Below are 23,249 nucleotides of genomic sequence, written 5' to 3'. Positions count from 1 at the left end.
CAGGACCCTCATATCAGTTTTGCGCGAAAGACCGGAGCTCATGGGTTGGGAAGAGCGGTTGCACGAGGTGAAGAACAGCAGCGTCCAGGGACGTCTGTCCGGGAGGAGTCACCGATGAGTCCCAAAAAAAAGATTTTTAGAGTTTGGTTTCGGAGGTAGAGCCTCTACAGCTGCACCTGGGAAAGAGCGTCGTAGACGATCTTCCGATACAGTTCCGGCCGCGTCCCGTACTCCTCCTGGGCCTTCTTTGAGTCCTCGGTGGTGCCGAAGGCGTCGAGCCGGTCCAGGGTCTCGCGGGCGGTGTCGAGCACCCAGAGGTCGCGGGTCTCGCGGTCCACGACCGAGATCGACTCCACGCGGACCGAGACGAGACAGGCCCCGTCCGGGGTCGTGTAAAGGCTCGGCTTGCCGACGACGGCGACGAACGCCGGCGGCTCGATCCGGGCGAGCTGCTGCATCGCCTCGGGCTGGTAGGACCCGGCCATGATGAAGAAGGTGCCTGTCGGGTCGACCACCCGCCCGCGGTAGTATATGTTCTGGTCGCCCTGCCGCTGCTTCTCCGTCAGGGTGCCGACGATGAAGATCCGGTTGCTCCGGATCCCGCTCGGGAGGATGACGTAGGTCGGGCTCTTCTCGTCCTCGCCGTCCTTGAACTGGTAGCGGGTCTCGCGGAGCTCGGATGCGAAGACCCTTCGTGCCGGTTCGCGCTCGAATGCGCTCTGGGGCTTCATGCTGCCTCACCTCCGGCGCGGTTCAAGAGTGCAGCCAGTTCTGCGGGCTCAAACGTCACCGGAGTGCAGGAGTTGACGAGCAGCCTGCCGCCGAACTCGTTCCCGCTGCAGGTGTAGTAGCGCCCGAGGACCGCGTTCCTGATCCGGTAGAAGATCTCGTCCATGCCGAGCGGGTTCGTCTCCGCGATCTGAATGGCCTCTTCCAGGGTGATCCCTGCGAGCGTTTCGACGATATCGCGCTGCATCAGGACGTTCCGGGCGCGGACGCCGTCGTCGAGGACCGCTTTGATGCGAAGGTCGTAGCGGAACTCGGGCTGGATCTCGTGGACCGGGCAGTAGTTCTGCCGGGAGAGGGTCCGGTTGCATCCCTCGACCGGGCAGCGCTTGATCAGGCCCGAGCCGGGAGCGACGTGGACGAGAGCCCCCCGTGCCTCGGTCTCGCTCCGTCCGACCTCGATGTCCCCCTCGTCGGTGATGTACATCGCGGTGTTCAGGGCGAGGGAGAGCCTGCCGTTGTACTCGTCGACGGTGGCGTAGAAGATGTTGTAGACGGCGTCGAGGTCTAACTTATCTTTGTTCTCTTCCTTCCAGATGACGAACTTGATGGTGCCGGTCTCGTCGCCGAGGAGCCCTGTCTGGAGCATCCGGTCATGGGTGACTTCCCAGTCCTGGATGACCTTGGCCCGCACGCTCCCGACACCCGGCTTCAGCTCCGCTATCGGTGTGATCGAGGGGAGGAGCGGCGCGTCCCTCTCCATCTGGGAGATCGTGGTGCCCGAGTGGATCTTCAGGTTCGGTGCGCCTTTATACTCGTCGACGACCGCGGACTCAATCCGGTACCAGTGGCCGTACTCCATCGCGGGGGCGTTTGCCCGGGTCCAGGTGACGAAACGCATGGCGCCGCTCGAGTCGGCGATGATCCCGGTCTGGGCGATCGAGGGTGAGACGGGCGGGGTCAGAGCAACGATCTTTCCCTCGATCGTCACCCACTCGCCGGGAACGATCTCGCTTATCGGGCGAAGCTCGGTGGAGGTGTTCCCGACACCCGTGACGTTGTGCTCACGGGCGAGATCGGCCGTCACCGTCCGCTCTGCCTCGGCGGCGTTGACGCCGAACTCCTCGATGAGACGGTGGAGGCGTGATTCGATCTTCTGCCGATCGGGCTGTGCGCCTTTTGCTTCAAGTTTCTGGGAGATTCTCTCTGTTACCTCGGAAAGGTTCATGTTTTACATCTCCAGTCTGTACTTTGCCTCGTCAGAGTATTAAGCCTCGGCGTGCGGTGTGAAAATGAACCCGGCCCCCTGCCGCCGGGGCCGCGAGGTGCGCCCGACCGGAAGAGAGCGCGGCGACGACGGCGGGTATCCGGTATCCCGTGATGCGTGCCGGCCGATGGCCCGGAGCCGGATCGCCGCCGGACGGACGACCATTTTCGGCTATCTACGGACTTCGATGCCCGGCAAGGGCAGCCGGGTGCGCCGTTCTGCAGTCCGGGGTTGGATTGAGGGTTCTCCAAACCTGCTCCTTGAATGTATAAATAGGGGCAGGGACAACATCAGCTGCATGGCATTAAATGCGGACAGTACAATCGCGGACCTCCTCAGAGAGAAGCCCGAGTCAGCACAGGTACTCTTCCGGTTCGGAATGGGTTGCCTTGGCTGCGCCATCGCAAATAACGAGACCGTCCGGGAAGCCGCCCAGGCGCACGGCGTCCCTCTCGAAGAGATGCTCTCCGCTCTCGGTATCCCCGAGGCGTGAGACCCGATTATAATTGTTCCCTGAGGCGCTTGAGCTCGGCGAGAGTGGCCTCGGGATTTCTTTTCACGTAGTCTGCGATCCCGGGGATATGCAGGAGCGTACACCCGGCGCACCCCCAGACCCTGCCGCCGCTTGAACTCGCGACCCACTCCCCGAGTTCCTCGTCCCCGCAGGGGTAGCACGGACAGTAGCAGTAGTCGCACCGCTGGCCCGGGAAATGGCAGGGGTAGTAGGGGCAGCCCTCCTTCTGCCATTCCACCCAGTGTTCCCCGCCGTAGCGGCTGTAGATGAAGAATGACGGTCCGCTCCGCCGGACCTTCCCCTGGTGCCGCGCGAGAGCCTCGGGAAGACCGTGGAGGACTGCCGCATGGACCCGCCGGCCGACCCCGGTCAGGGTCCCGGCATAGGTATGCGAAGGTTCTGTACCCTGTTCGCAGGCGACGGCGACGGCGTCCGTCGTGGTCCCGGGAAAATCGTAGCCGAGATCGTGGAGCGCCTGGGCCTTCGCCCCGGTCGCGGTGACGATCGTTTCAAGGAGCGCCGAATCGGCCATCCCCTCCCGGCTGTAGACGATGATGTTGATGGTCTGCGGGGTCCCGGCCCCCGTCGGGTTCGTCACCCCGGCGGTGATGAAGACCGTGACGAAGTCGTACTGGAGGACGCAGAGGTGGCGCATATCGACGGCGGTCATCAGGCCGAAATAGTCGCGAAAGATGCCGTGCCGGGCGGCAAGGAGATCGAGGTGGTGTGCCGGGTCGCCCGTGAAGTCGTGCGGCACCGTGTGGTTTAAGATCGTCGTGACGTCGGCAAGGCCGCCGTTGACCCCGGTGCTCGCCGCCCGGAACCGGCCGCGGAGAAAAAGAGTGTCGTCCCCGAGAAAGTATCTCATACGACGGAGTAGCGGACCCGGTCTTTTAATTCCTGCTGTTTGCCGGCGTTCCAGCCTGCAACGTCCTGGAGGTACCCGGTGACCCTGCTGATCTGGACGACGTCGTGGCTCCCGCACTCCGGACAGACGGCGTGGCCGCAGAGCGGGCAGTACTCAATGCTCTCGACGATCGAGTGGTGGCAGTCGCAGTGGTCGAGCGGGCACATGACCTCAAGCGACGTCTCGCCGCAGTGCGGGCAGGGGCTCTCGTCGACGACGAAGTGGCAGGTGTGGCACTTGTATCGCCGCTCGCTCTCCGGAATTTCAGCGAGACTCTGGTATTTTTCGGCCAGTTTGAGTTGTTCGGGGCTCCAGTTCATGATACCAGTATCTGCAGGAGAATATATATCCCTTTAGATGCGGGGTACGCCGCATCCGCCTCAGACCACTCATAGGGTTCGTCATCTCCCCGGGAAAGGGATCAGAACGGAGAACTCATCACCGGCGGATGCGGGAGAGCCGTTCGGCCTCGGCTGCGGGGTCCTCTGCCGCGTAGATGCTCCTCCCCACGATGATCCCGTCGACCAGCCGGGCCACCGCGTCGGGGTCGCCGCCCTGGGCCCCCACGCCCGGGGAGTAGATGGTCTTATTGCCGACGATCTCGCGGAGCCGGCTGATCCGCTCGGGCCGGGTGGCGGGAGCGATGATCCCGTCGGCCCGGCAGGAGACGGCAAGCGCCGCAATCCGTTCGGCCACCCCGTCATGGAAGAACTCGGTCGCCCCCGGATGGCTCATCTCGGCGACGATGTAGGCGGCTCCGCCCTGGTTGTGGGCCACCTCGACGCATGTCCGTGCGGCATCGGCCCCCACGAACCCGTGAGCGATGACGGCGTCAAACCCGGCGGCAAAGACCGCTTCGCAGATGAGGCGGTTGGTGTTCGGGATATCCGCGACCTTGAAGTCGGCGATGAGCGGGAGGCCGAGCCCGGCGAGGTCTTTGACGATCGAGAGGCCGGCCGAGAGGACGAGCGGGTAGCCGACCTTGACCGCGTCGATGAAAGGCGCACAGGACTCGGCGATCGCGCACGCCCGCTGCCGGTCGAGGACGTCGAGGGAGAGGATGAGTTCGGTCATCCTTCCAGCCTCTCGAGGGTTGCGGCCACGAGGAGCGGCAGGTTGATCGTCGCGTCGCCGTAGACCGTCATCGCGGTCGCCTCCCCGGTGAGTTTGCCCCACGACCGGGCTTCTTCGAGCGTCGCGCCCGAGAGGCCGCCGAGGTCCGGCCGGTCGCCGGTGAGCTGGACCGCGTAGTCAAACCCGCTCTCGGTCATCAGTTTGCTCTGCAGGATGTAGTTCTTCGGGACCCCGCCGCCGACGAGGAGCGTTCCCGCCCGCTTTGCCTCAAAGCACCGGTCAAGCAGCCCGGGCATATCGGCGAACGCGCTGACCGTGACCTTGTGCGTCTGGGAGAAAAGCCAGTACTGCAGCCCGATCATCGAGTCCTGGATCGCCGGGCAGTAGACCGGCACCCCGGCCTTTGCCGCCTCGGCGAGGATACCGGAGTCAAGCCGGCTCCCGATCCGGTTGAGGAGGTCGGAGATCGAGACCGTCGAGCCCTCCGGGATGGAGGAGTAGACGTCCTGCAGGAACTCCTCGAACCGGATGAACGCCTCGTTCGGGAGGAAGATGTCGTAGATCCGGTTAACCCCCTCCTCGCAGAGTTCGGTATCGGAGACCTGAGCGGTCCCGTGGTAGTGGTGGCAGCCGATCGCCTCAATGGTGTCGTGGGTGAGGTTTGCCCCCGTCGAGACCAGGATGTCGATATGCCCCCGCCTGATGAGGTCGGCGACGATCCCCCCCATTCCCCCGGGGACCATGGCGCCCGAGAGGCCGAAGAACTTCAGCGCTTCGTCATCGCGCAGCATCCGCTCATAGATGTTGACCGCCTGCCACAGGGACCCCCCGTTGTAGGCTCCGGCTTTCCCGAGTTCGTCGACGAGTTCCCCGACCGTCATGCCGGGGCGGACCCGCGCCTGTTGTACTGCATCCCCATACTTGAAGGTCATGGTCGTATTACACCAGTTTCTTACGAGACTGTTGGCGGTCATGCACAATAATAGATCGTCTTTACGCGAGGGCGTCACGGAAAGCCCCGAGAGGTTCCCCGGCCGGAGGAGGGATCCGTCAAAATTGAATCATTGCGGGAGCCCGGGGGTCGGGCCCCCGCTGCCAGACAGGGGATGACTGGTTATGCGACACGGGATGATCCCACTCGTCCCGCCGTGTCGGGAGTCCGGATTCCACGGACCATCTTGAGCGGACTGTCGGGCCGGAGACGGAAGAGGTCCGGAGGACTACCTTCGTCTTCGTTCCGTGCATACCCGGCCGCGAGTCAATACGGTCTGCCGCCGGGCCCTGTTTGCCCCGGGTGGCACCGTTCTGGGCGGGCGGACCGGAAGCAGACGCGTACGTTTCGCCGCTGGTAATCGGCACGGGATCACCAGGGATAAGTTAACGCACATACATTATAAATCTTCTTTTGTAAAGTTCGTTTTGTTGACTCGATCGCATCCCTGACCGGACGACAGGAGTTCATCCTCCCATGCGGGGACGCCACGCACCAGCGGCCGGGCAAGGTGCCGGCGGGCGGTGGAGGGAACCTCGTACCACCCGGGCCGGAGGGGGCGCTCGAGGTGCTCGACCTCGGGCTCTCTGCTCCGCTCGCCGCAGACCCGGCACTTGTAGCCCTTCCCCGTCCCGGCGCTTGTCATCCGTCTTTCGCAGGCCGGGCAGACCGGCGGGCGGACCCGGACGGCGTCGGCAAGGCAGGCGATCCCGAGTTTCTCGAGGTTGAGGCTCCCGCCCTTGTAACTCCCGGCCGCGACGACCACGTCGCCCGGGACGAGCGCCCGCACGACATCCCGGAACCCTTTGGTCGGCTCGTAGGCCATGCAGCGGACCTCGCCGCCCTCGTCCGCGAGGAGGAGCGAGACGTGGCCGCCGACTCCGGTAGCAGGCTCGCTGGCGACCGTCCCCCGGACCAGGTAGGACCGTCCCTCCCGGAGGGCCCCGATGACTCCTGCGACCAGGTGGGCGTCCGTCCCCTGGTTGGTGGCGTAGACCTGTTCGCAGGCCTGCTCCTCGGACCGGACGAACGACCGGGCTTCCCGGACCCATGCCGGGCTCTCCCCCCGGATCCCGAAGAGGACCGGGTCGGGGGTATGGGGCACCCCGACCACCACGGCGTTCTCCTGGTCGACCGTGTCCCAGGTGTGGGGGCCGGTCGTCTCCTCGGCGTAAAAGAGGCTCTCCCGGTCGACCTCCCGGGGTCTCCCCCAGACCTCCCGTCTCCGGTAGGCGAGGAGTTCGTAGGTCAGATCGGGAAGTTCGCTTGCAACCGCCGCGGTCGCGCCGATGAGCCCGCGCCGGTTCTTGTAGCCCCGGTAGAGGGCGCCGACCGACTCAAGCACCCCGACCGCCTCCTCGACGGTGCAGAACTCGCGGAGGGCCGCGTAGTAGAAGTCCGGCGGCGGCCGGACGCGGGCGACCACCACCCCCGGGTTGGTCCGCGGGTCGTCGAACTCCGCAAGGGCTTCGACGCAGGCGCAGGTGAGGGCGAACGCCGTCTCGGGGTCCCCCTCGGCCTCGATGGCGATCGCCGCGTTCCCCCGGGTTTTGTGGATGACGTTCGGGTTTAACCGGATCAGCCGGGCATCACGGACGCGCATCCCTCTCTCATCGAGCCGCCGCACCAGGACCGCCCCGATGTAGGTGGTGCACATCCCGGTGGGGGAATCCGTGTCGTCGATCCCGATCCACATAACCCTACAATTTATATCGTTCTCTCGCTATATCGATTCTTACGGGTTATGTCGCAGGATCGCCTTCCTCACATGGTCATCAGCATCATGCTCCTTGCAGGCTTCGATGTCTCGGAGCGGTGCAACATCCGTCCGCGGAGCTTCGACCTTATCGCAAAGAAAGGCGACACCCTCGTCATCATCAAGGTCATCTCTCATATCGACAGTGTGAGCGCCGATATCGCCTGGGACCTCAACGTCATCGCCCGGCACCTCGAAGCGACCCCGCTCATCGTCGGGGAGCGGGCGCGCGACGCGGAACTGGAGCGGGGCGTCGTCTACGTCCGTTACGGGCTCTTTGCCCTCAGCCCCGCCACGCTCTACGACTACTTCGCGGAAGGGCTCTCGCCGATGGTCTACGCGTCCCCCGGCGGCCTCTACGTCAAGATCAAAGGCGACCTTCTCCGGGAGGTGCGGGAACGCTCCCGGATGTCGCTTGGCGACCTCGCCTCCCACCTCGGGGTCTCCCGCCGGACGATCAGCAAGTACGAGAGCGGGATGGGGACCACCCTCGATGTCGCCATACGGCTCGAGGAACTCTTCAACGCCACGCTCGTCGAGACGATCGATATTGTCGGCTACCGCTCCCCGGAGCCCGAGAAGGCCCCGGGCTCCACGACAGGCGACGTCCTCATCGACCTCGAACGGATGGGTATGGAGATCCACGCGATGCGGCAGGCTCCGTTCCAGGCGCTGGCGATCTTTGATGAGCACACGATCCTGACGGCCTACGGGACCTCCCAGAAGATCGTGAAGCGCGCTTCCTTCATCGGGAACATATCGCAGATCACGAAGACGTTCGCGATGTGCGTCGTCACGGATTACAAAAAACAGAAAAAAATCGGCAAAACCCTCCTTATCGGTGAAGAGCATCTCCATACCCTCGAAGATGGTTCAGAACTCATAGATATGATTGGCGAGTAACAACGTTTATATAGAACTATAAACCTACCTTTCTATCGCTTAACAACGGTGATACCTATGTCAAGTCTTGGAGGACAACCAATCCTTATTCTGAAAGAGGGTAGCCAGCGTACCCGCGGCCGTGACGCCCAGTCCGGCAACATCGCTGCCGCAAAGGCCGTCGCAAGCGCTGTACGGACGACACTCGGCCCCAAGGGCATGGACAAGATGCTCGTCGACACCATCGGTGACGTCGTCATCACGAACGACGGTGTGACCATCTTAAAAGAGATGGATATCGAGCACCCCGCCGCGAAGATGATGGTCGAGATCGCCAAGACCCAGGATGACGAGGTCGGCGACGGCACCACGTCCGCTGTGGTGATCGCAGGCGAGCTCCTGAAGCGTGCCGAGGACCTCCTCGACCAGGACGTACACCCCACGGTCATCGCCCACGGCTACCGCATGGCCGCCGACAGGGCCCAGGATATCCTTGACGAGATCGCCATCGACGTCAAGCCCGACGACATGGTGATGCTCCAGAAACTTGCCGACACCGCCATGACCGGCAAGGGCGCCGAGGCTGCAAAGGAGAAACTCACCGAGCTCGTCGTCAAGGCAATCACGATGGTCGCTGACGCCGACGGAACCGTCGACACCGAGTTCGTGAAGGTCGAGAAGAAGGTCGGCGGGTCCATCGAGGAGTCCGAGATCGTCGAGGGTATGATCATCGACAAGGAGCGTGTCCACCCCGCGATGCCCCGCATCGTCAAGGACGCCAAGATCCTGCTCCTGAACGCCGCCGTCGAGTTCAAGAAGACCGAGGTCGACGCCGAGATCAGCATAACGAGCCCCGACCAGCTCCAGATGTTCCTCGACGAAGAGGAGCGGATGATCAAGGGCATCGTCGACAAGATCATCGCCTCCGGCGCAAACGTCCTCTTCTGCCAGAAGGGTATCGACGACATCGCCCAGCACTACCTTGCGAAGGCCGGGATCTTTGCCATCCGCCGTGTCAAGAAGAGCGACATGGAGAAACTCGCCCGCGCCACCGGTGCGGCAATCGTCAGCTCCATCGACGCCATTTCCCCCGAGGAGCTCGGCAAGGCCGGCACCGTCGAGGAGAAGAAGGTCTCCGGCGAGGAGATGACCTTCGTCACCGAGTGCGAGAACCCGAAGGCCGTCTCGATCATCATCCGCGGCGGCACCGAGCACGTCGTCGACGAACTCGACCGTGCCATCGAGGACGCGCTCCGGGTCGTCAGCGTTGCCGTTGAGGACAAGAAGTTCGTCGCCGGCGGCGGTGCACCCGAGATCGAACTCTCGCTCCGGCTCCGCGAGTACGCCGCAAGTGTCGGCGGCCGCGCCCAGCTCGCCATCGAGGCGTTCGCAAACGCGCTTGAGATCATCCCGAGGACGCTTGCCGAGAACGCGGGTCTCGACCCCATCGACATGCTCGTTGCGCTCCGCGCATCCCACGAGAAGGGTGGCGCGAACGCGAAGTACATGGGACTTGACGTCTTCAACGCCGTCTCCGGCGACATGCTCAAGACCGGCGTCGTCGAACCCCTCCGGGTCAAGACCCAGGCTGTCTCCAGCGCCGCCGAGGCCGCTGTCATGATCCTCCGGATCGACGACGTCATCGCCGCATCCAAGTCCGCCGGCCCCTCCCCTGAGGAGATGGCGGCCATGGGCGGCGGCATGGGTGGCGGCATGGGCGGCATGGGCATGCCCCCGATGTAACCTACCCTACCATCCCGCACGATATCGCCCCGGCCGGGATCCGGCCCCGGGGTCCTCTCTTTTTTGCCCGGTTTGTTCATTCTTTCTCGACGCCATTCCGCCTGATATCCTAGTATCTCACCTAAGAGAGATTCTATGGCGAAATAAGTCCATAAAAAATGCCCATTTGTAGAAAAAATCGGTTATGCTAAATACCTGAAGGTGTACTTCTCTGTTCAGACTATTCTGGTTCAGGCGATCGGACAATGAGGAGCGGAGGGAGGATCTGATGGCGGGAGAGGGGGTGAGGTGGCCGGCGCTCCCGCTCAGCGTCTATCTGCTGCTCGCAATCCTCCTCGCGACGGCTCCCGTCGTCTGCCTGATCTCGGTCGTCGATTATGTGGGGACCGCCCGGGAACTTGAAGAGAACGCGGACGAGTTCCAGGACCAGACCGAAACGGGGATCGTCCTCTCGATGACCCTGGTGGATACGGGCCTGAACCTCTTCGATAACACCCTCGACCGCCGGATGGAGGGGGGGTTCGGCCCGGTCCTTGCGGAGTATGAGCGGGCCAGAAGAGATCCCGGGAAGATGGACCTCTCCCGGGTCAGGGAGGAACTCGGCGGGGAGATGGAGATCTACATCATCAACGCATCAGGCGTCATCGAGGAGACCACCTACCCGCCCGATCTCGGTCTGGATTTCCGGGGGATTCCGTACTTCTACGACCGGTTAACGGAGATCCGGCTCGGCGATGCCTTCGTGGCGGACCGGGTTGTCACGGAGATCTCCACCGGAAAACTCCGGAAGTACGCCTACATGCCCTCCCCCGACCACCGTTACGTCTTCGAGCTCGGTCTTGCGGAGTCCGGGTTCCAGGAGGACCGCACGGCGCTGAAGTACGGGGATGCGGTCCGGAAACTGGTGAACCTGGACCCGGCGATCCGGGAGATCCGGATCTTCGACTGCCTGGGCACCCGGATCTCCGGCGAGGCGCGTCCCGACGACGACCGCCGGCTGGAGATGGTCCGGCAAGCCTACCGGGAGAAGACGACGCTTGAGGTGGAGAACGCTACCGCAGACGAACTCGTCCGGTACATCTTCGTCGATATGGCGGACAGCAGTTCCCCCTCGGATATGAGCCTGGTCGTCGAGTTGACCTACAGCACAACGGTTGCGGAAACGAAACTGGCCGGGATGCTCGGCCAGCACATGAACGTCCTCCTTATCGCGATCCTCTGCATCGGTTCCCTCTCGGTTCTCGCCGCCCACTCCCTGACGCGGCCGATACGCACCCTCGTCGAGGACGTCGATGCCGTCGCCCGCGGCGACCTGGACCGCCCGATCCGTGTCGGCGGGGACGAGGAGTTCGTCCAGCTCGGCGAGAGCATATCGTCGATGGTCGGGTCCCTCAAAGAGACGATGCAGAGGCTCCGGGAATCGGAGAAGGAGATCATCCGGCACAGCCATACCCTTGAAGAGCAGGTCCGGGAACGGACGGCCGACCTTGAGGAGTCGAACCGGATGACAACCCTCTTTCTCGACATCATGGGGCATGATATCAGCAACGCAAACAACGCGGCAAACCTCTACGCGGAACTGCTTCTTGCCGACCTTGAAGGGGAGCCTGAGGCCGAGTACCTCCAGAAGGCGAAGATCGGGCTTGCAAAGAGCATTGAGATCGTCCGGAACGTCAACACCATCCAGCATATCCAGGGATGCGTCCAGCCGCTTCTCGCGATCGACCTTGACGGGGCCATCCGGCGCGAGATCGAGCACTCCCCCGATTCCCGGATCACCTACGCCGGCACCACGGCCACGGTCCTCGCCGACAACCTTCTCCCGGAGGTCTTTGCGAACCTCATCGGGAACGCGAAGAAGTTCGGCGGACCGGCGGTCGAGATCACCGTCCGGGTCGAGGATCGCGGGGATGAGGTGGAGGTCTCGATCGAGGATACCGGCCCCGGTATCCCCGATGCGGTAAAGCCGCACCTCTTCGAGCGGCTGACCCGGGGCCCTCACCGGGCGGCGGGGACGGGGCTCGGGCTCTACATCTGCCGGGTGCTCGTCGAACGCTACGGCGGGAGGATCCGGGCGGACGACCGCATACCGGGCTCTCCAGAGTCCGGCGCGGCCATCCGGTTCACGCTCCGAAAGGCTGGATCCGGAGGCAGCCCATGACGGCGGCGGCAGGCAGCGGCAGGAGACTCCGCCGCTTTGGCACACACCTCATGCTCGTCATGATCCTGATCACGCTCCCGGTGATCGGGCTGATCTCGTTCCTGGACTACCAGGAGGTCGAGCAGAGGCTGATTGCCGAGGAGGCCCTGCTCCGGGAACAGATGGAGAAGAGCGTCGTTGAGACGATAACCCTTGTGGACGCCGGCCTGAACCTCTTTGATGAGACGCTCGATCACCGGATGGAGGAGGGGTTCGGCCCGGTCCTTGCGGAGTACGAGCGGGCAAAAAGAGACCCCGGGAAGATGGACCTCTCGCGGGTCAGGGAGGAACTCGGCGGGAAGATGGACATCTACATCATCAACGCATCAGGCGTCATCGAGGCGACCACCTACCCGCCCGATCTCGGTCTGGACTTTCGGGGGATTCCGTACTTCTACGGCCGGTTAACGGAGATCCGGCTCGGTGACGCCTTCGTGGCAGACCGGATCGTCGCGGAGCCGGCATGCGGAGTGTTGCGCAAATACGCCTACATGCCCTCCCCCGACCACCGCTACGTCCTGGAACTCGGGCTCGTCTGCAGTGCGGCTGAGGTTGACCGGTTCGACCCGAAGTACCAGACCCTCAAGGAGGACCTGATGCGGCTGAACCCGGCGCTCGAAGGGATCCGGGTCTATGACGGTTACGGGAGGGTCGTCAACATGACCGAGTCGGAGAGCCCGGCCGATCCTGCCGCTATCAACCCCGTAGCCCGGGCGGTCTTTGAGGAGAAGCAGGACCGGACGCTGACCGACGCGGCTGCCGGGCGGTTCACCCGCTACATCCTCGTCGACCTCTCCGCCCCCGACACCCCTTCGGACACGAGCCGTGTCGTCGAGCTGACCTACAGCACCGCCCCTCTCGATGCCCGGCTCTCCGGCATCCGGTTCAGCCACATCATCCTCGCGGTCTTTGCGAGTCTTGCCGCCTGCTGCATCGCGGTCCCGGTCTCACGGCAGGTCACCCGCCCGATACGAAAGATCGTCGAGGACGTCGAGATCATCGCCCGCGGTGACCTCGACCACCGGATCCGGGTATCCCCCGAGACCGAGCTGACCCGCCTCTCGGAGAGCATCGGGACGATGGTCGACTCCCTCAAAGAGAACATCGAGCGCCTCCGCGCCTCGGAGGCGACGTCACGGCAGTACGGCACCCATCTTGAGGACCTGGTCCGGGAACGGACGGCCGCGCTGGAGGCGTCCAACCAGACGGCAACGCTCTACCTCGACATCATGGTCCACGACATCAACAACGCAAACACCATCGCCATAGGATACACCCAGGTCCTGGTCGAGATGCTCGAGGGCGAGCGGCGGGAGACGGCACGAAGGATGCTCTCCCGGCTCGAACGGAGTTCCGAGATAATCAACCGCGTCGCGGCCCTCCGCAGGGCCCGGGAGACCCGGGCGGCACCGGTCCGGGTGGACCTCGATCGGGTGATCCGGGCGGAGGTGGCCGACCATCCTGCGGTCCGGATCCGGTACGAGGGCCGGCCGGTCACCGTCCTCGCGGACGACCTCCTCCCGGAGGTCTTCGCGAACCTCATCGGGAACGCCGTGAAGTTCGGCGGACCGGATGTCGAGATCACCATCCGGGTCGAGGAGCGCGGCGAGGAGGTCGTGGTCTCGGTCGAGGATACCGGGCCGGGCATCCCCGACAAGAACGGGGCTTTCCGCCGGTTCGGGAAGGGAGAAGGGTCACTTGCCGGCGCGGGGCTCGGGCTCTACATCTGCCGGATGCTCATTGAGCGCTACGGCGGAAGCATCCGCGTGGATGACCGGGTCGAAGGCCGGCCGGAGGAAGGGGTTGCCATCCACTTCTCGCTTCCCAGGGCCCCGGAGGAGTAGCGGTCGCCCGCTGCCCTTCTCTCTCCTTCTTTCTCCAACCCTCCCCCGGATCCCGGCTTTGCGAAGGTTTAGGTGGGAGGAGATCCACTAAGAGCCGTTGAGATGCACCTCCCGTTCCCCGGGGTGAAGACGATCCGGGGCAGGTAGCCAGGCCGAGCGGCAGAGACGGTTCGGCCGGCCGCGCGCCCCACCCTCCTGGACCTCCGTGACCAATGACGAGCGACCGCATGCCTCTTCCGCAAGAGTGGCCCTTTGCGTATACCCTCATCGTAGCCATCCTCCTCATCGTCATCTCGACCATCGGCCTCCTCTCGGCCTACGACTACCTGCAGGCGGAAGAGCGGATGACCTCCGACCTCAACACCCTGCAGAGCGTCACCGAGAAGAGCATCCGGGAGTCGATCGTGGATGTGGATACCGGCCTGAAGCTCTTTGACGATTCCCTCAACCTGCGGCTCCAGAGAGGGTTTTCGCTCTTTCTTGAGGAGTATGAACGGTCAGGCAGGGATCCGTCAGAGATGGATCTTGCTGCGCTCAAAACAGAACTCGGCGGGGATATGGATCTTTACGTCATCAACGAGACCGGTGTGATCGTATACACGACCTACTCTCCCGACCTCGGCCTTGACTTTAAGGAGATCCCGGACTTCTACGACGAGATCACCCGGATGCGCCTTGGGGATGCGTTCTCTCCCGACCGGGTGGTGTACGAGCCCGAGACCGGGCAGGTCCGGAAGTACGCCTATATGCCCACCCCGGACCACCGCTACCTCTTTGAACTCGGGCTCGTGCCGGATGCCCTTGTGGAGGAACGGAACCGGCTGCGAGCACAGGAGAGCACGCAGGAGTTCGTCACGTTAAACCCCTACCTCGACTCGATCGCCGTCTACGATATCTTTGGAAACCCCGTCAACGAGACCGACGAGCCGCCCGACCCGGCGACCCGAGCGCTTATCACCGGGACGATCATTCCCGACCGAACCGATTACGAGGTGCAGGAGCACGGAAAGCAGATCCGGTACCTCTTCATCGACCTCAAAGACCCGGATTATCCCTCCGACCCAAGCGTCGTCGTCGAATTAACCTACAATACGGCGCTCATACAGAGCCAGCTCGACCAGATGCTTGCCTATCGTGCCGCCGTTGGACTCCTCGCGATCGTCCTCTCGAGCGCGGTCATCTTCCTTGTAGCCCGCCGCCTCACGCGCCCGATTGAGGAGATCATCGACGACGTCGACGTGATTGCCCGAGGGGATCTCGACCATACGATCCGGGTCGCGGCAAGCCGCGAGGTGATGCGGCTTGAGCGGAGCATCAACACGATGGTCGCGAGCCTCAAAGCCGCCATAAGCCGGCTCCGGGAGTCGGAGGAGACGATCCGCGAGTACAGCGAGCACCTGGAAGAGCAGGTCGAGGCGCGCACGGCCGAACTGCAGGAGTCGACCGGGAGGGCGAACCTCTACCTGGACATCATGACGCACGATATCAAGAACGCCACCAACACCGCGAGCCTGTATGCGGACCTCCTGATGGGGGAACTTGAGGGGGAGCCGCGGAGTTACACCGAGAAGGTGCAGAAAAGCCTCGGAAAGAGCGTCGAGATCATCCGGAACGTCAACACCATCCGCCAGATCCAGGAAGAGGCCACTGTCCTTCGGCCGGTCGCGCTCGATCCCGTCATCCGGGCGGAGATCGAGCATTACCCGGACGTGCCGATAGCCTACGCCGGCACCACGGCGAGTGTCCTTGCCGACGACCTCCTGCCGGAGGTCTTCACGAACCTCATCGGGAACGCGGAGAAGTTCAGCGATCCTGGAGGGCGGATCACCGTCCGGGTCGAGGAGCACGGGGACGAGGTCGAGGTCTCGGTCGAGGACAACGGTCCGGGGATCCCCGACGAGCAGAAACCGCACCTCTTTGCCCGCTTCAGCGGCGGTGACGGCGCAAAGAGCGGCCGGGGCCTCGGGCTCTACATCTGCCGGATGCTCATCGAGCGTTACGGCGGGAGGATCCGGGCGGATGACCGGGTCAGCGGCCGGCCGGAGGAGGGGGCCGCCATCCGGTTCACCCTCAAAAGGGCTGCCTGACGTTACTCGACGATCTCCTGCACCCGCCCGACCTGGCCGTCGCGGAGCCGGACCTTGATCCCGTGGGGGTGGAAGGACGAGTTTGTCAGGATCTCGGCAACGACGCCCCGGGTGCGCTTGCCGGTCTTCTGGTCGCGTTTGAGCACGATATCCACCGTCATCCCGGGACGGATGGCGGCTCTCTGCTGTCCGTTCATGGCAAAAAAGTGGGGGTCATTCCTCGCCGCTCTTCTCTTCCGGCTCCGACCCGTTCGGGCCCGGGACGGCGGTCTTCATCTGCGGGAAGAGGAGGACTTCCTTGATCGAGTCCTTGCCGGTGAGGAGCATCACCAGCCGGTCGATCCCGATACCGACGCCGCCCGTCGGCGGCATCCCGTACCCGAGCGCGTTGATGAAGTCGTAATCGATCATCTGCGCCTCAAGGTCGCCCTTCCGACGCTTCGCGTCCTGCAGTTCGAGCCGGGCTCTCTGGTCGAGGGGGTCGTTTAACTCCGAGAAGCCGTTTGCCATCTCCATCCCGGCGATGAAGAGTTCGAACCGCTCCGTAAAGCCTTCCTTTGTCCGGTGCTTCTTAGCGAGCGGCGAGTTCTCGATCGGGAAGTCGTAGACGAACGTCGGCTGGATGAGGTGCTTCTCGCCGAAGTGCTCGAAGAAGAGCGCCAGGTACTCGCCCCGGGTCGTGGCGCTCTCGCAGCCCTCGACGCAGTGGGTAAGACCGAACGCGCGGAGTTCCTCAAGGCTCATCGTCATGACATCGACCCCGGCGTACTCACGGACCGCCTCCTCCATCGTGAGGCGGCGCCAGGGCCGGGAGAAGTCGAGATCGTGCCCGGCAAACGAGCAGGTGGTCTTCCCGTGCACCTCCTGTGCGAGGTAGGAGAAGAGTTCCTCGGTCAGGTCCATCATGTCGTTGTAGTCGCGGTAGGCCTCGTAGATCTCCACCATCGAGAATTCGGGGTTGTGGTTGGTGTCGATGTCCTCGTTCCTGAAGTTCTTCGCGATCTCAAAGACCTTATCGAACCCGCCGACGACGAGGCGCTTGAGGTAGAGTTCCGGCGCGATCCGGAGGTAGAGTTTCTGGTCGAGGGCGTTGTGGTGGGTGGTGAACGGCCGGGCGTTAGCGCCGCCGTAGATCGGCTGCAGGGTGGGCGTCTCGAACTCCAGGTAGTCCCGCGTAAAGAGGAACTGCCGGAGAAGCGATATCATCCTGCTCCGCGTCCGGAAGGTCTCGCGGCTCTCCTCGTTCATGATCAGGTCGAGGTAGCGCTGCCGGTAGCGGGTCTCGACGTTCTTGAGCCCGTGGAACTTCTCGGGAAGCGGGCAGACCGATTTCGTGAGGAACTCGAACCGGTCGACCCAGATCGTGATCTCCCCCATCTTCGTCCGGAAGACGTGGCCGACGACGCCGATGATGTCGCCCGCATCGACGTACTGCTTGAAGAGGTCGAACTGCTCCTCGCCGAGATCGTTTTTCCGCAGATACAACTGTATCCTGCCGCCCGAGTCCCCCATATCGGCGAATATCGTCTTGCCGTGCTGGCGGACGATGTAGATGCGGCCTGCGGTGCTGACCTCTTCCTCGCTCTTCTCGTGCCCGATATCGGCGAACCGCTCCTTGATCTCCGAAACGGTATCCTTCCGCGCAAACGTATAGGGGTAGACCGTCACCCCGCGCTCGCGCAGTTCCTGCAGTTTATCGATCTTCGTCGTATCAAAACAGAGTTGATCCATATCGCTCATAGTGTAAACCGCTCCATTCGTCCTGCAGCCCCGCAATCTCCAGAACCGGGGTTTGCGGCCACTCCGGGGAGGCCGGGCTGCACGCTCACAGATAAATCCTATATATGGTTTCCTCCCGGGGCTCTTAATGTTTGAGGAGCGTAGCTTCCGTAGGAGCGGAGCACGAGCACCGCCAGGTGCGAGGGTAACTCCGTAGGAGCGGAGCACGAGAAAACACGAAGCGTTTTCGACTGGCGACAGGCCGCAGGGTGCGACGGTTCGTTAGAACCGGAGCTTGAGAAACCCAAAGGGTTTCGAATCTGGAGTTCGAGCACCGGTAGGTGCGAGGGAGTTTGAGAACCCATCAGCGATACGCCGTCAGACAGCGGCCCCCCGCGTCCCCGCATATGCGGACGGCGGGGTGCACGCGAGAGGTGCCGGCGGCAAAACGCAATGCATAAGAAGGTTATACGATTTATCGTCAATAGTGTGGGCATGGTGCAGGAGACGGAGAGAGAGGTAGCAATAGAGAGACTAGCTGCCGTCATCAACGAGTGCCGGAAGTGCCCCCTCTGGGAGAACACCCATCATGCAGTCCCCGGGGACGGGTCGCCCCGGGCCGACCTCATGCTCATCGGCGAAGCGCCGGGCAAGCAGGAAGACCTCACCGGGAGGCCGTTCGTCGGCCGGGCAGGGAAACTCCTTGAAGGGCTCCTTTCCGGTATCGGCCTCTCACGGGACGATGTCTTCATCGCGAACATCGTGAAGCACCGGCCGCCCGGGAACCGCGACCCCCGGGACGAGGAGATCCGGGCCTGCACTCCCTACCTCGAGGAGCAGATCCGGGTCATCGGGCCGAATGTGATCGTGATGCTGGGCCGGCACTCGAGCAGGCACATCCTCTCCCTCCTGCCGGTTGAGTTCGACCGGATCACCGAGATCCGGGGGACCGTCTACCCCGCGGTCCTCTTCGGCCGCCCGGTCCGGCTCATCCCCACCCTCCACCCCGCTGCCGCGCTCTACAACCCTGGGTACCGGGAGGCCCTGGAAGAGGACTTCCGGGTTATCGGGCGCGAACTCGCGGCGGCCGGAGAATCTGCGACACAGGACTGAAGGGACATGGCAAAAGAGCGATCATACGGGGCGGTTGTCTTCCGGCGGGATACGGATCTCCAGTATCTCCTCCTGCAGTACGGGGCAGGACACTGGGATCTCGTGAAAGGGCACGGCAAACGCGGCGAGAGTGAGGAGGAGACCGTGCTCCGTGAACTGGAGGAAGAGACCGGGATCACCCGGGCCACGTTCATCCCCGGGTTCCGGGAGGAGATCCACTACTTCTTCCAGCGCCGGGGGCACACGGTCTACAAGGAGGTCGTCTACTACCTGATCGAGACCCCTGAGGAGAGGGTGACGATCTCGGACGAGCATATCGCTTATCAATGGCTCCCGCACGACGAGGCGCTGCAGGCGATCACCTTCGGGAACTCGAAACGGATCGTCAATGGGGCCCACGAGCACCTGAAGACGCTGCAGGGCGGCGAAAGCGGGTGACCCCGGTTCTTACCGGAGAGACATCAAGAAAGATTTATTCGGGTCAAGATTTCCAATAGGAATTAGTAGAGAAGATGTCACGGAGCCTTTAAGAAGGGATTATCACTTTCGATGCAAATTTAAAGTCGGAGATATCGTCTTGCTATGGCAAGAAAGTTGATGATAGCAGGTCTATTGTCAAGCGTGACGATCCGAGTCAGCGCGTCCTCACACCGAACGGCGAAGATGCCGTATTAGATGAATTTGCTGGGATAAGAAAAGGCTCCGAGATCTTCATCAAAGCAGACTTGCCCTCATTAACCGAACTTTTGGATACGCTTGGATAACGTGGTTTTTCTTGATGGTCTCAAGGAATTTGTGAGGGCTAACCCACATTTATAATTTTCCGTTACTGTATATATCATGAATGAATAGTATAGAATGTACGCGCGCAGTGAAGATCTCCATGCTGTGTGCGCGTATCTGAAGGCCATATGTTTGCCAACAGTCCTTGTAACTGATGGGGGCGAGGGTGCAGTTAAATCCCGTTGTAACTGGTGAATAAGATGAGAACCGTGTACTTTGAGAAGAAGTATGGAGTAAACATCAAGGATTTCAAGTCAACAATCGAAATTGATCAGGTAATTGAGAAAAATTTAGGGAGGAAATTGAAAATTACGCGGTGCGAAAGCCCCATTATTTGTCATAGTGGCTGCGTATTCGAATTAAGAGAATATGATGTTGAAGATTACCTAAATAGAGAATTGCGCTGAGGGCTGCTGGTTTTAATGGCCTCTTTTGACGAGTTTCTAGGTCTGTATACGGAGGAGTTTCTACCGGCATACTCGGATCTCGTGGGATACCTTGCTGATAAGCCTGACAAGGTGCCGGAACAGATCGAGGCCATCTTTAGCCACATAATGGCATCTTTCACAGCTAAAGCTGGTGGTGAGGGTATTGTTGCCCAACAAAATTTAGATCGGGCATATATCCACCTGATCAGGCTGGTTTTGGATTGCCGCAAGATTCTTTGGGCGTTAATTAATAAGAATATTGATCAGATATACAAGGATGATTTAAAAAGGAAACTCACTACAAACATGCCTGAGTATGAATTTATAGAGAAACATCACCGATTTAAAGAATCTGCGATAGAAGCAAGAAGACTTGAGATGCAGCAGATTGGTAAAGATGACATCAATGTCATCAGGAAATATCGGGAAGCCTGCGAATTGGGATTAGATCTTTTAGGTAAGTGCGATCCGGATAAAGTACAGGCTTTTGATCTCTATCACATTAAGAATCTTCTTAAAATGCACGGGATTGGGTTATTGGTCGGGGGTATAATTGGAGGTGTACTCGCGACTATTGTATGCCGAGCCCTTGGAATTTAATGCTTTTGTCAATTCAGGGGTTAAACCCTGTATGCGCTCTTGATATTGTTCTTCTTCGTACGGGTAATCCTGCGAATACTGGTCGTACCGCATCTTTCAGGAGATTCAAGGTTGTGACAGATATCACGAAGAACAGGCGCTGAGATCAAGAGAAGAACTCGAAGAAACAGGTTACGTATTCCCGGGGAACTGCTTCTCGAACTCCTCAGGACCCATATTGAAATCTTTAACGAACAGTAGGTGTTCATCGGGGATTTCACTGCCTTTAAAAGGGGAATTTTGACTCCCAGGGCGCTCTATTGGCATTTCTCATGGTGCGCTGGAAATCGTCCGTTGGTCCAGACATAATCCCCCTTTACAGTTCCCTATCCTCCGGGAGGTCGCGCACCTCCATCCCGAGGAAGTAACTCACGACCGTCCTGATGGTGACGAGCGCCCCGAGGATGATCAGGTCCTGGAGCGTCGGCTCGAGGATCGTCTTTAAGACATCGGCAGCAACGAAGAACTCGAGGCCGATCAGGATGCGGGTGGTGAACACCCACCGGATGTCCCGGTAACTCCGCTTCCGGATCCGGGTCTCCCGCACCAGGAGCTCGACGATCGCGATCACCGCCCCGTAGACGATGAAGAGCGCTCCGAATGTCCCGAGGATGATCTCGACGTTCTCGATGAACCCCTCAAGCACCATACCCGGCGCGCATATCGGTGAGAGTAGATTTATATGTTATCCGGGCTCTCCGGCGCCAGGGGGACGACGATCCGGAATCCGTTGTAGCGCTCGACCGCAACCGAGACGCCGTAGACCGCCGCGACGCTCTCCGGGGTCACGACCTCCGGACCCCCCGCGGCGTGGATAACCCCGTCTTTTAAGAGGATGAACCGGTCGGCGTAGCGGAGCGCCATGTTCAGATCGTGCATCGTCATCACCGCGGCGACGTCGTGGTCCGCCGCAACGCGCCGGACGACCCCGAGGATCTCGAGCTGGTTCTTGAGGTCGAGGCTGCTTGTGGGTTCGTCGAGGAGGAGCACCCGCGGCTCCTGCACGAGGGCTCGTGCGATGCTCACCTTCTGGAGTTCCCCCCCGCTCATCTCGTCGATGTAGCGCAGCGTCAGGTCTTCGAGGTGAAGCATCCGGAGCGCCGCCTCGACGATCCGGATATCCTTATCCGTCACGTCCCACCCGATATGTGGCCGCCGGCCGAGGAGGACGGCGTCAAAGACCGTCATCCGGCCCGCCTCGCACCGTTGCGGGACGTAGCCCACCTTCCGCGCGACCTCCATCCGGTCGGCCGCAAGAAGGTCGGTCCCCTCGACAAGGACCGACCCGGCATTCGGGCGCAGGATGGTGTTCATGCACTTCAAGAGCGTCGTCTTCCCGACGCCGTTCGGGCCCAGGATCGCGAGGACCTGGTGGGGTGCGAGGCTGAACGTGACATCGTGGATGACCGGAGCGCTCCGATAGGTGAACGCCACCCCGTCGACGTCGAGGATCATCGCCGGTACCCCCGTAAGAGCAGGTAGATGAAGACCGGTGCGCCCAGAAACGCCGTCAGCACGGCGACCGGGAGGACGTAGGGCGCGATGACGATCCGGGCGACGGTATCCGAGGCGAGGAGGAGGATCCCGCCCATGACGCAGGAGCCGGGAATGAGGTAGCGCTGGTCGTCGCCGATGATCCGCCGGGTCATGTGCGGGCAGACCAGGCCCACAAACCCGATCACCCCGAGGAACGAGACGATGACGGCGGTGACAAGCGCCGCAACAACCATCCCGACATCCCTGACCCGCTCGACGCTGACACCGAGCCCTTTTGCCGTCTCGTCGCCGGCGTCGATGGCGTTGTAGTTCCAGCGGTTCGCGGTGAAGTAGAGGGTGGCCGCCAGGACGACGAGGACCATGATCCCGAGTTCCTGCCAGCCCGCCCGGCCGACGTCACCGAACGTCCAGAAGACGACGGCGGCGAGCTGGGTGTCGTCGGCAAAGTACTGCAGAACCATCGTTCCGGCGGTAAAGAGGGAGGAGAGGGCGACGCCGGCGAGCACCATCACCTCCGGGGATGCCCCGCGCAGCCGGGAGATGAGGAGGATGATCATCGTGGCGAGGAGGCAGAAGAGGAACGCCACGACCGTCGTGAGATAGGGGTTGTGTATGGTGACGGCATCGGCGACCGTCGACTGCATCTCCCCCGCACCAAGGAGGATGACCGCGACGGCCGCGCCGAACGCGCCGGCGTTCGATATGCCGAGGGTGAACGGCGAGCCGATCGGGTTACGGAGGATCGACTGCATGGCAACCCCGGCCACCGAGAGTCCGATCCCGGCGACGATCGCGGCAAGCGCCTGCGGGAGACGGATGTTCCAGACGATCCGATCAGTGCTGGAGATATCAAAGACGGTCTCCGGGTGGAGGAGCACGGTGACCCGGTCGGCGATGCCGTTCACGATCGAGAGGAAGACCTCGTAGGGAGGGATGCCGACCGCACCGACCGATATGGATACGATCAGGAGGAGGAAGAGGAGGACCACCCCCCCGAGCATCCAGAGGTTTTTGCGCCGCACGTAGCCGAGATACTCCGCCGGAATGGCCCCGTCTGCAAAGTGCATCTTCTCGTATCC

The 23,249-nt window shown here is 62.1% G+C and carries 22 protein-coding genes; 10 read left to right on the top strand and 12 right to left on the bottom strand.

Annotation, left to right across the window (positions count from 1 at the left end; genetic code table 11):
• Positions 1 to 164 precede the first annotated feature (164 nt).
• A complete protein-coding gene (locus QZ650_RS08245) occupies positions 165 to 731 on the bottom strand; it encodes a nucleic acid-binding protein (protein ID WP_292521751.1) in 567 nt (188 codons plus the stop codon).
• Entirely contained in the window at positions 728 to 1,954 is a 1,227-nt protein-coding gene (locus QZ650_RS08240; protein WP_292521749.1) for a nucleotide-binding protein, read from the bottom strand. The genes QZ650_RS08245 and QZ650_RS08240 overlap by 4 nt, the downstream gene beginning before the upstream one ends.
• 337 nt (positions 1,955 to 2,291) lie before the next feature.
• Between QZ650_RS08240 and QZ650_RS08235 the strand changes: the two genes are divergently transcribed.
• Positions 2,292 to 2,486 (top strand): DUF1858 domain-containing protein, encoded by a 195-nt coding sequence (locus QZ650_RS08235; protein WP_292522228.1) that lies wholly within the window; start codon positions 2,292 to 2,294, stop codon positions 2,484 to 2,486.
• A 7-nt stretch (positions 2,487 to 2,493) separates the two neighbouring features.
• Here QZ650_RS08235 and QZ650_RS08230 read toward each other — a convergent pair whose 3' ends face one another.
• The 5 genes from QZ650_RS08230 to QZ650_RS08210 all read right to left on the bottom strand — a co-directional run bounded on the left by QZ650_RS08230 (position 2,494) and on the right by QZ650_RS08210 (position 7,175).
• Positions 2,494 to 3,375, bottom strand: a complete 882-nt coding sequence (locus QZ650_RS08230; RefSeq protein ID WP_292521747.1) for an adenosylcobinamide amidohydrolase — start codon at positions 3,373 to 3,375, stop codon at positions 2,494 to 2,496.
• Entirely contained in the window at positions 3,372 to 3,734 is a 363-nt protein-coding gene (nrdD, locus tag QZ650_RS08225; protein WP_292521745.1) for an anaerobic ribonucleoside-triphosphate reductase, read from the bottom strand. The genes QZ650_RS08230 and nrdD overlap by 4 nt, the downstream gene beginning before the upstream one ends.
• A gap of 118 nt (positions 3,735 to 3,852) precedes the next feature.
• Entirely contained in the window at positions 3,853 to 4,488 is a 636-nt protein-coding gene (gene pyrF / locus QZ650_RS08220; protein ID WP_292521744.1) for an orotidine-5'-phosphate decarboxylase, read from the bottom strand.
• Complete coding sequence (locus QZ650_RS08215) at positions 4,485 to 5,420, bottom strand: deoxyhypusine synthase (protein WP_292521742.1); 936 nt, start codon at positions 5,418 to 5,420, stop codon at positions 4,485 to 4,487. The genes pyrF and QZ650_RS08215 overlap by 4 nt, the downstream gene beginning before the upstream one ends.
• A gap of 459 nt (positions 5,421 to 5,879) precedes the next feature.
• The gene (locus tag QZ650_RS08210; RefSeq protein ID WP_292521740.1) at positions 5,880 to 7,175 is read right to left on the bottom strand and encodes a tRNA(Ile)(2)-agmatinylcytidine synthase; all 1,296 of its coding nucleotides are present in this window, start codon (positions 7,173 to 7,175) and stop codon (positions 5,880 to 5,882) included.
• Between the two features lie 48 nt (positions 7,176 to 7,223).
• On the opposite strand from QZ650_RS08210, the gene QZ650_RS08205 reads away from it, so the two are divergent.
• The 5 genes from QZ650_RS08205 (at position 7,224) to QZ650_RS08185 (ending at position 15,991) form a co-directional block, all read left to right on the top strand.
• Positions 7,224 to 8,138 carry a transcriptional regulator gene (locus QZ650_RS08205; protein ID WP_292521738.1) on the top strand — a complete coding sequence of 305 codons (915 nt, stop codon included), beginning with the start codon at positions 7,224 to 7,226 and terminating at the stop codon, positions 8,136 to 8,138.
• Between the two features lie 57 nt (positions 8,139 to 8,195).
• On the top strand, positions 8,196 to 9,860 hold the full coding sequence (gene thsA, locus QZ650_RS08200) for a thermosome subunit alpha (protein ID WP_292521736.1): 1,665 nt from the start codon (positions 8,196 to 8,198) through the stop codon (positions 9,858 to 9,860).
• Between the two features lie 268 nt (positions 9,861 to 10,128).
• Positions 10,129 to 12,021 carry a HAMP domain-containing sensor histidine kinase gene (locus tag QZ650_RS08195; RefSeq protein ID WP_292521734.1) on the top strand — a complete coding sequence of 631 codons (1,893 nt, stop codon included), beginning with the start codon at positions 10,129 to 10,131 and terminating at the stop codon, positions 12,019 to 12,021.
• On the top strand, positions 12,018 to 13,904 hold the full coding sequence (locus QZ650_RS08190) for an ATP-binding protein (RefSeq protein WP_292521732.1): 1,887 nt from the start codon (positions 12,018 to 12,020) through the stop codon (positions 13,902 to 13,904). Before QZ650_RS08195 ends, QZ650_RS08190 begins: the two co-directional genes overlap by 4 nt.
• 227 nt (positions 13,905 to 14,131) lie before the next feature.
• The gene (locus tag QZ650_RS08185; protein WP_292521730.1) at positions 14,132 to 15,991 is read left to right on the top strand and encodes a HAMP domain-containing sensor histidine kinase; all 1,860 of its coding nucleotides are present in this window, start codon (positions 14,132 to 14,134) and stop codon (positions 15,989 to 15,991) included.
• A gap of 2 nt (positions 15,992 to 15,993) precedes the next feature.
• Here the strand turns inward: QZ650_RS08185 and QZ650_RS08180 are convergent, their stop codons facing one another.
• Together QZ650_RS08180 and lysS are read right to left on the bottom strand one after the other, a co-directional pair.
• Positions 15,994 to 16,188: a YwbE family protein gene (locus QZ650_RS08180; RefSeq protein ID WP_292521728.1), complete on the bottom strand. Its 195-nt coding sequence runs from the start codon at positions 16,186 to 16,188 to the stop codon at positions 15,994 to 15,996.
• A 16-nt stretch (positions 16,189 to 16,204) separates the two neighbouring features.
• Positions 16,205 to 17,731, bottom strand: coding sequence for a lysine--tRNA ligase (gene lysS, locus QZ650_RS08175; RefSeq protein WP_292521725.1), 1,527 nt, complete (start codon positions 17,729 to 17,731; stop codon positions 16,205 to 16,207).
• A 474-nt stretch (positions 17,732 to 18,205) separates the two neighbouring features.
• On the opposite strand from lysS, the gene udg reads away from it, so the two are divergent.
• From udg to QZ650_RS08155, 4 genes are all read left to right on the top strand, one after another.
• Positions 18,206 to 18,823, top strand: a complete 618-nt coding sequence (gene udg, locus QZ650_RS08170) for a type-4 uracil-DNA glycosylase (protein ID WP_292521723.1) — start codon at positions 18,206 to 18,208, stop codon at positions 18,821 to 18,823.
• Between the two features lie 6 nt (positions 18,824 to 18,829).
• Entirely contained in the window at positions 18,830 to 19,261 is a 432-nt protein-coding gene (locus QZ650_RS08165; RefSeq protein ID WP_292521721.1) for an NUDIX domain-containing protein, read from the top strand.
• 554 nt (positions 19,262 to 19,815) lie between these two features.
• Positions 19,816 to 20,013: a hypothetical protein gene (locus QZ650_RS08160; protein ID WP_292521719.1), complete on the top strand. Its 198-nt coding sequence runs from the start codon at positions 19,816 to 19,818 to the stop codon at positions 20,011 to 20,013.
• Between the two features lie 15 nt (positions 20,014 to 20,028).
• A complete protein-coding gene (locus QZ650_RS08155; RefSeq protein WP_292521717.1) occupies positions 20,029 to 20,634 on the top strand; it encodes a hypothetical protein in 606 nt (201 codons plus the stop codon).
• A gap of 355 nt (positions 20,635 to 20,989) precedes the next feature.
• Here QZ650_RS08155 and QZ650_RS08150 read toward each other — a convergent pair whose 3' ends face one another.
• The 3 genes from QZ650_RS08150 to QZ650_RS08140 are packed head-to-tail and all read right to left on the bottom strand — an operon-like array spanning position 20,990 to position 23,237.
• Positions 20,990 to 21,322 (bottom strand): DUF1622 domain-containing protein, encoded by a 333-nt coding sequence (locus tag QZ650_RS08150; RefSeq protein ID WP_292521715.1) that lies wholly within the window; start codon positions 21,320 to 21,322, stop codon positions 20,990 to 20,992.
• 29 nt (positions 21,323 to 21,351) lie between these two features.
• Complete coding sequence (locus QZ650_RS08145; RefSeq protein WP_292521713.1) at positions 21,352 to 22,128, bottom strand: ABC transporter ATP-binding protein; 777 nt, start codon at positions 22,126 to 22,128, stop codon at positions 21,352 to 21,354.
• Positions 22,125 to 23,237 (bottom strand): iron ABC transporter permease, encoded by a 1,113-nt coding sequence (locus tag QZ650_RS08140; RefSeq protein ID WP_292521711.1) that lies wholly within the window; start codon positions 23,235 to 23,237, stop codon positions 22,125 to 22,127. Before QZ650_RS08140 ends, QZ650_RS08145 begins: the two co-directional genes overlap by 4 nt.
• Positions 23,238 to 23,249: the final 12 nt, after the last annotated feature.

Origin of the sequence: Methanoculleus sp. (assembly GCF_020696975.1) — an archaeon.
Classification (GTDB): Archaea; Halobacteriota; Methanomicrobia; order Methanomicrobiales; family Methanoculleaceae; genus Methanoculleus.
The sequence above is the reverse complement of the archived record's forward strand: the minus strand, read 5'-3'. Positions and strand labels throughout refer to the sequence as shown.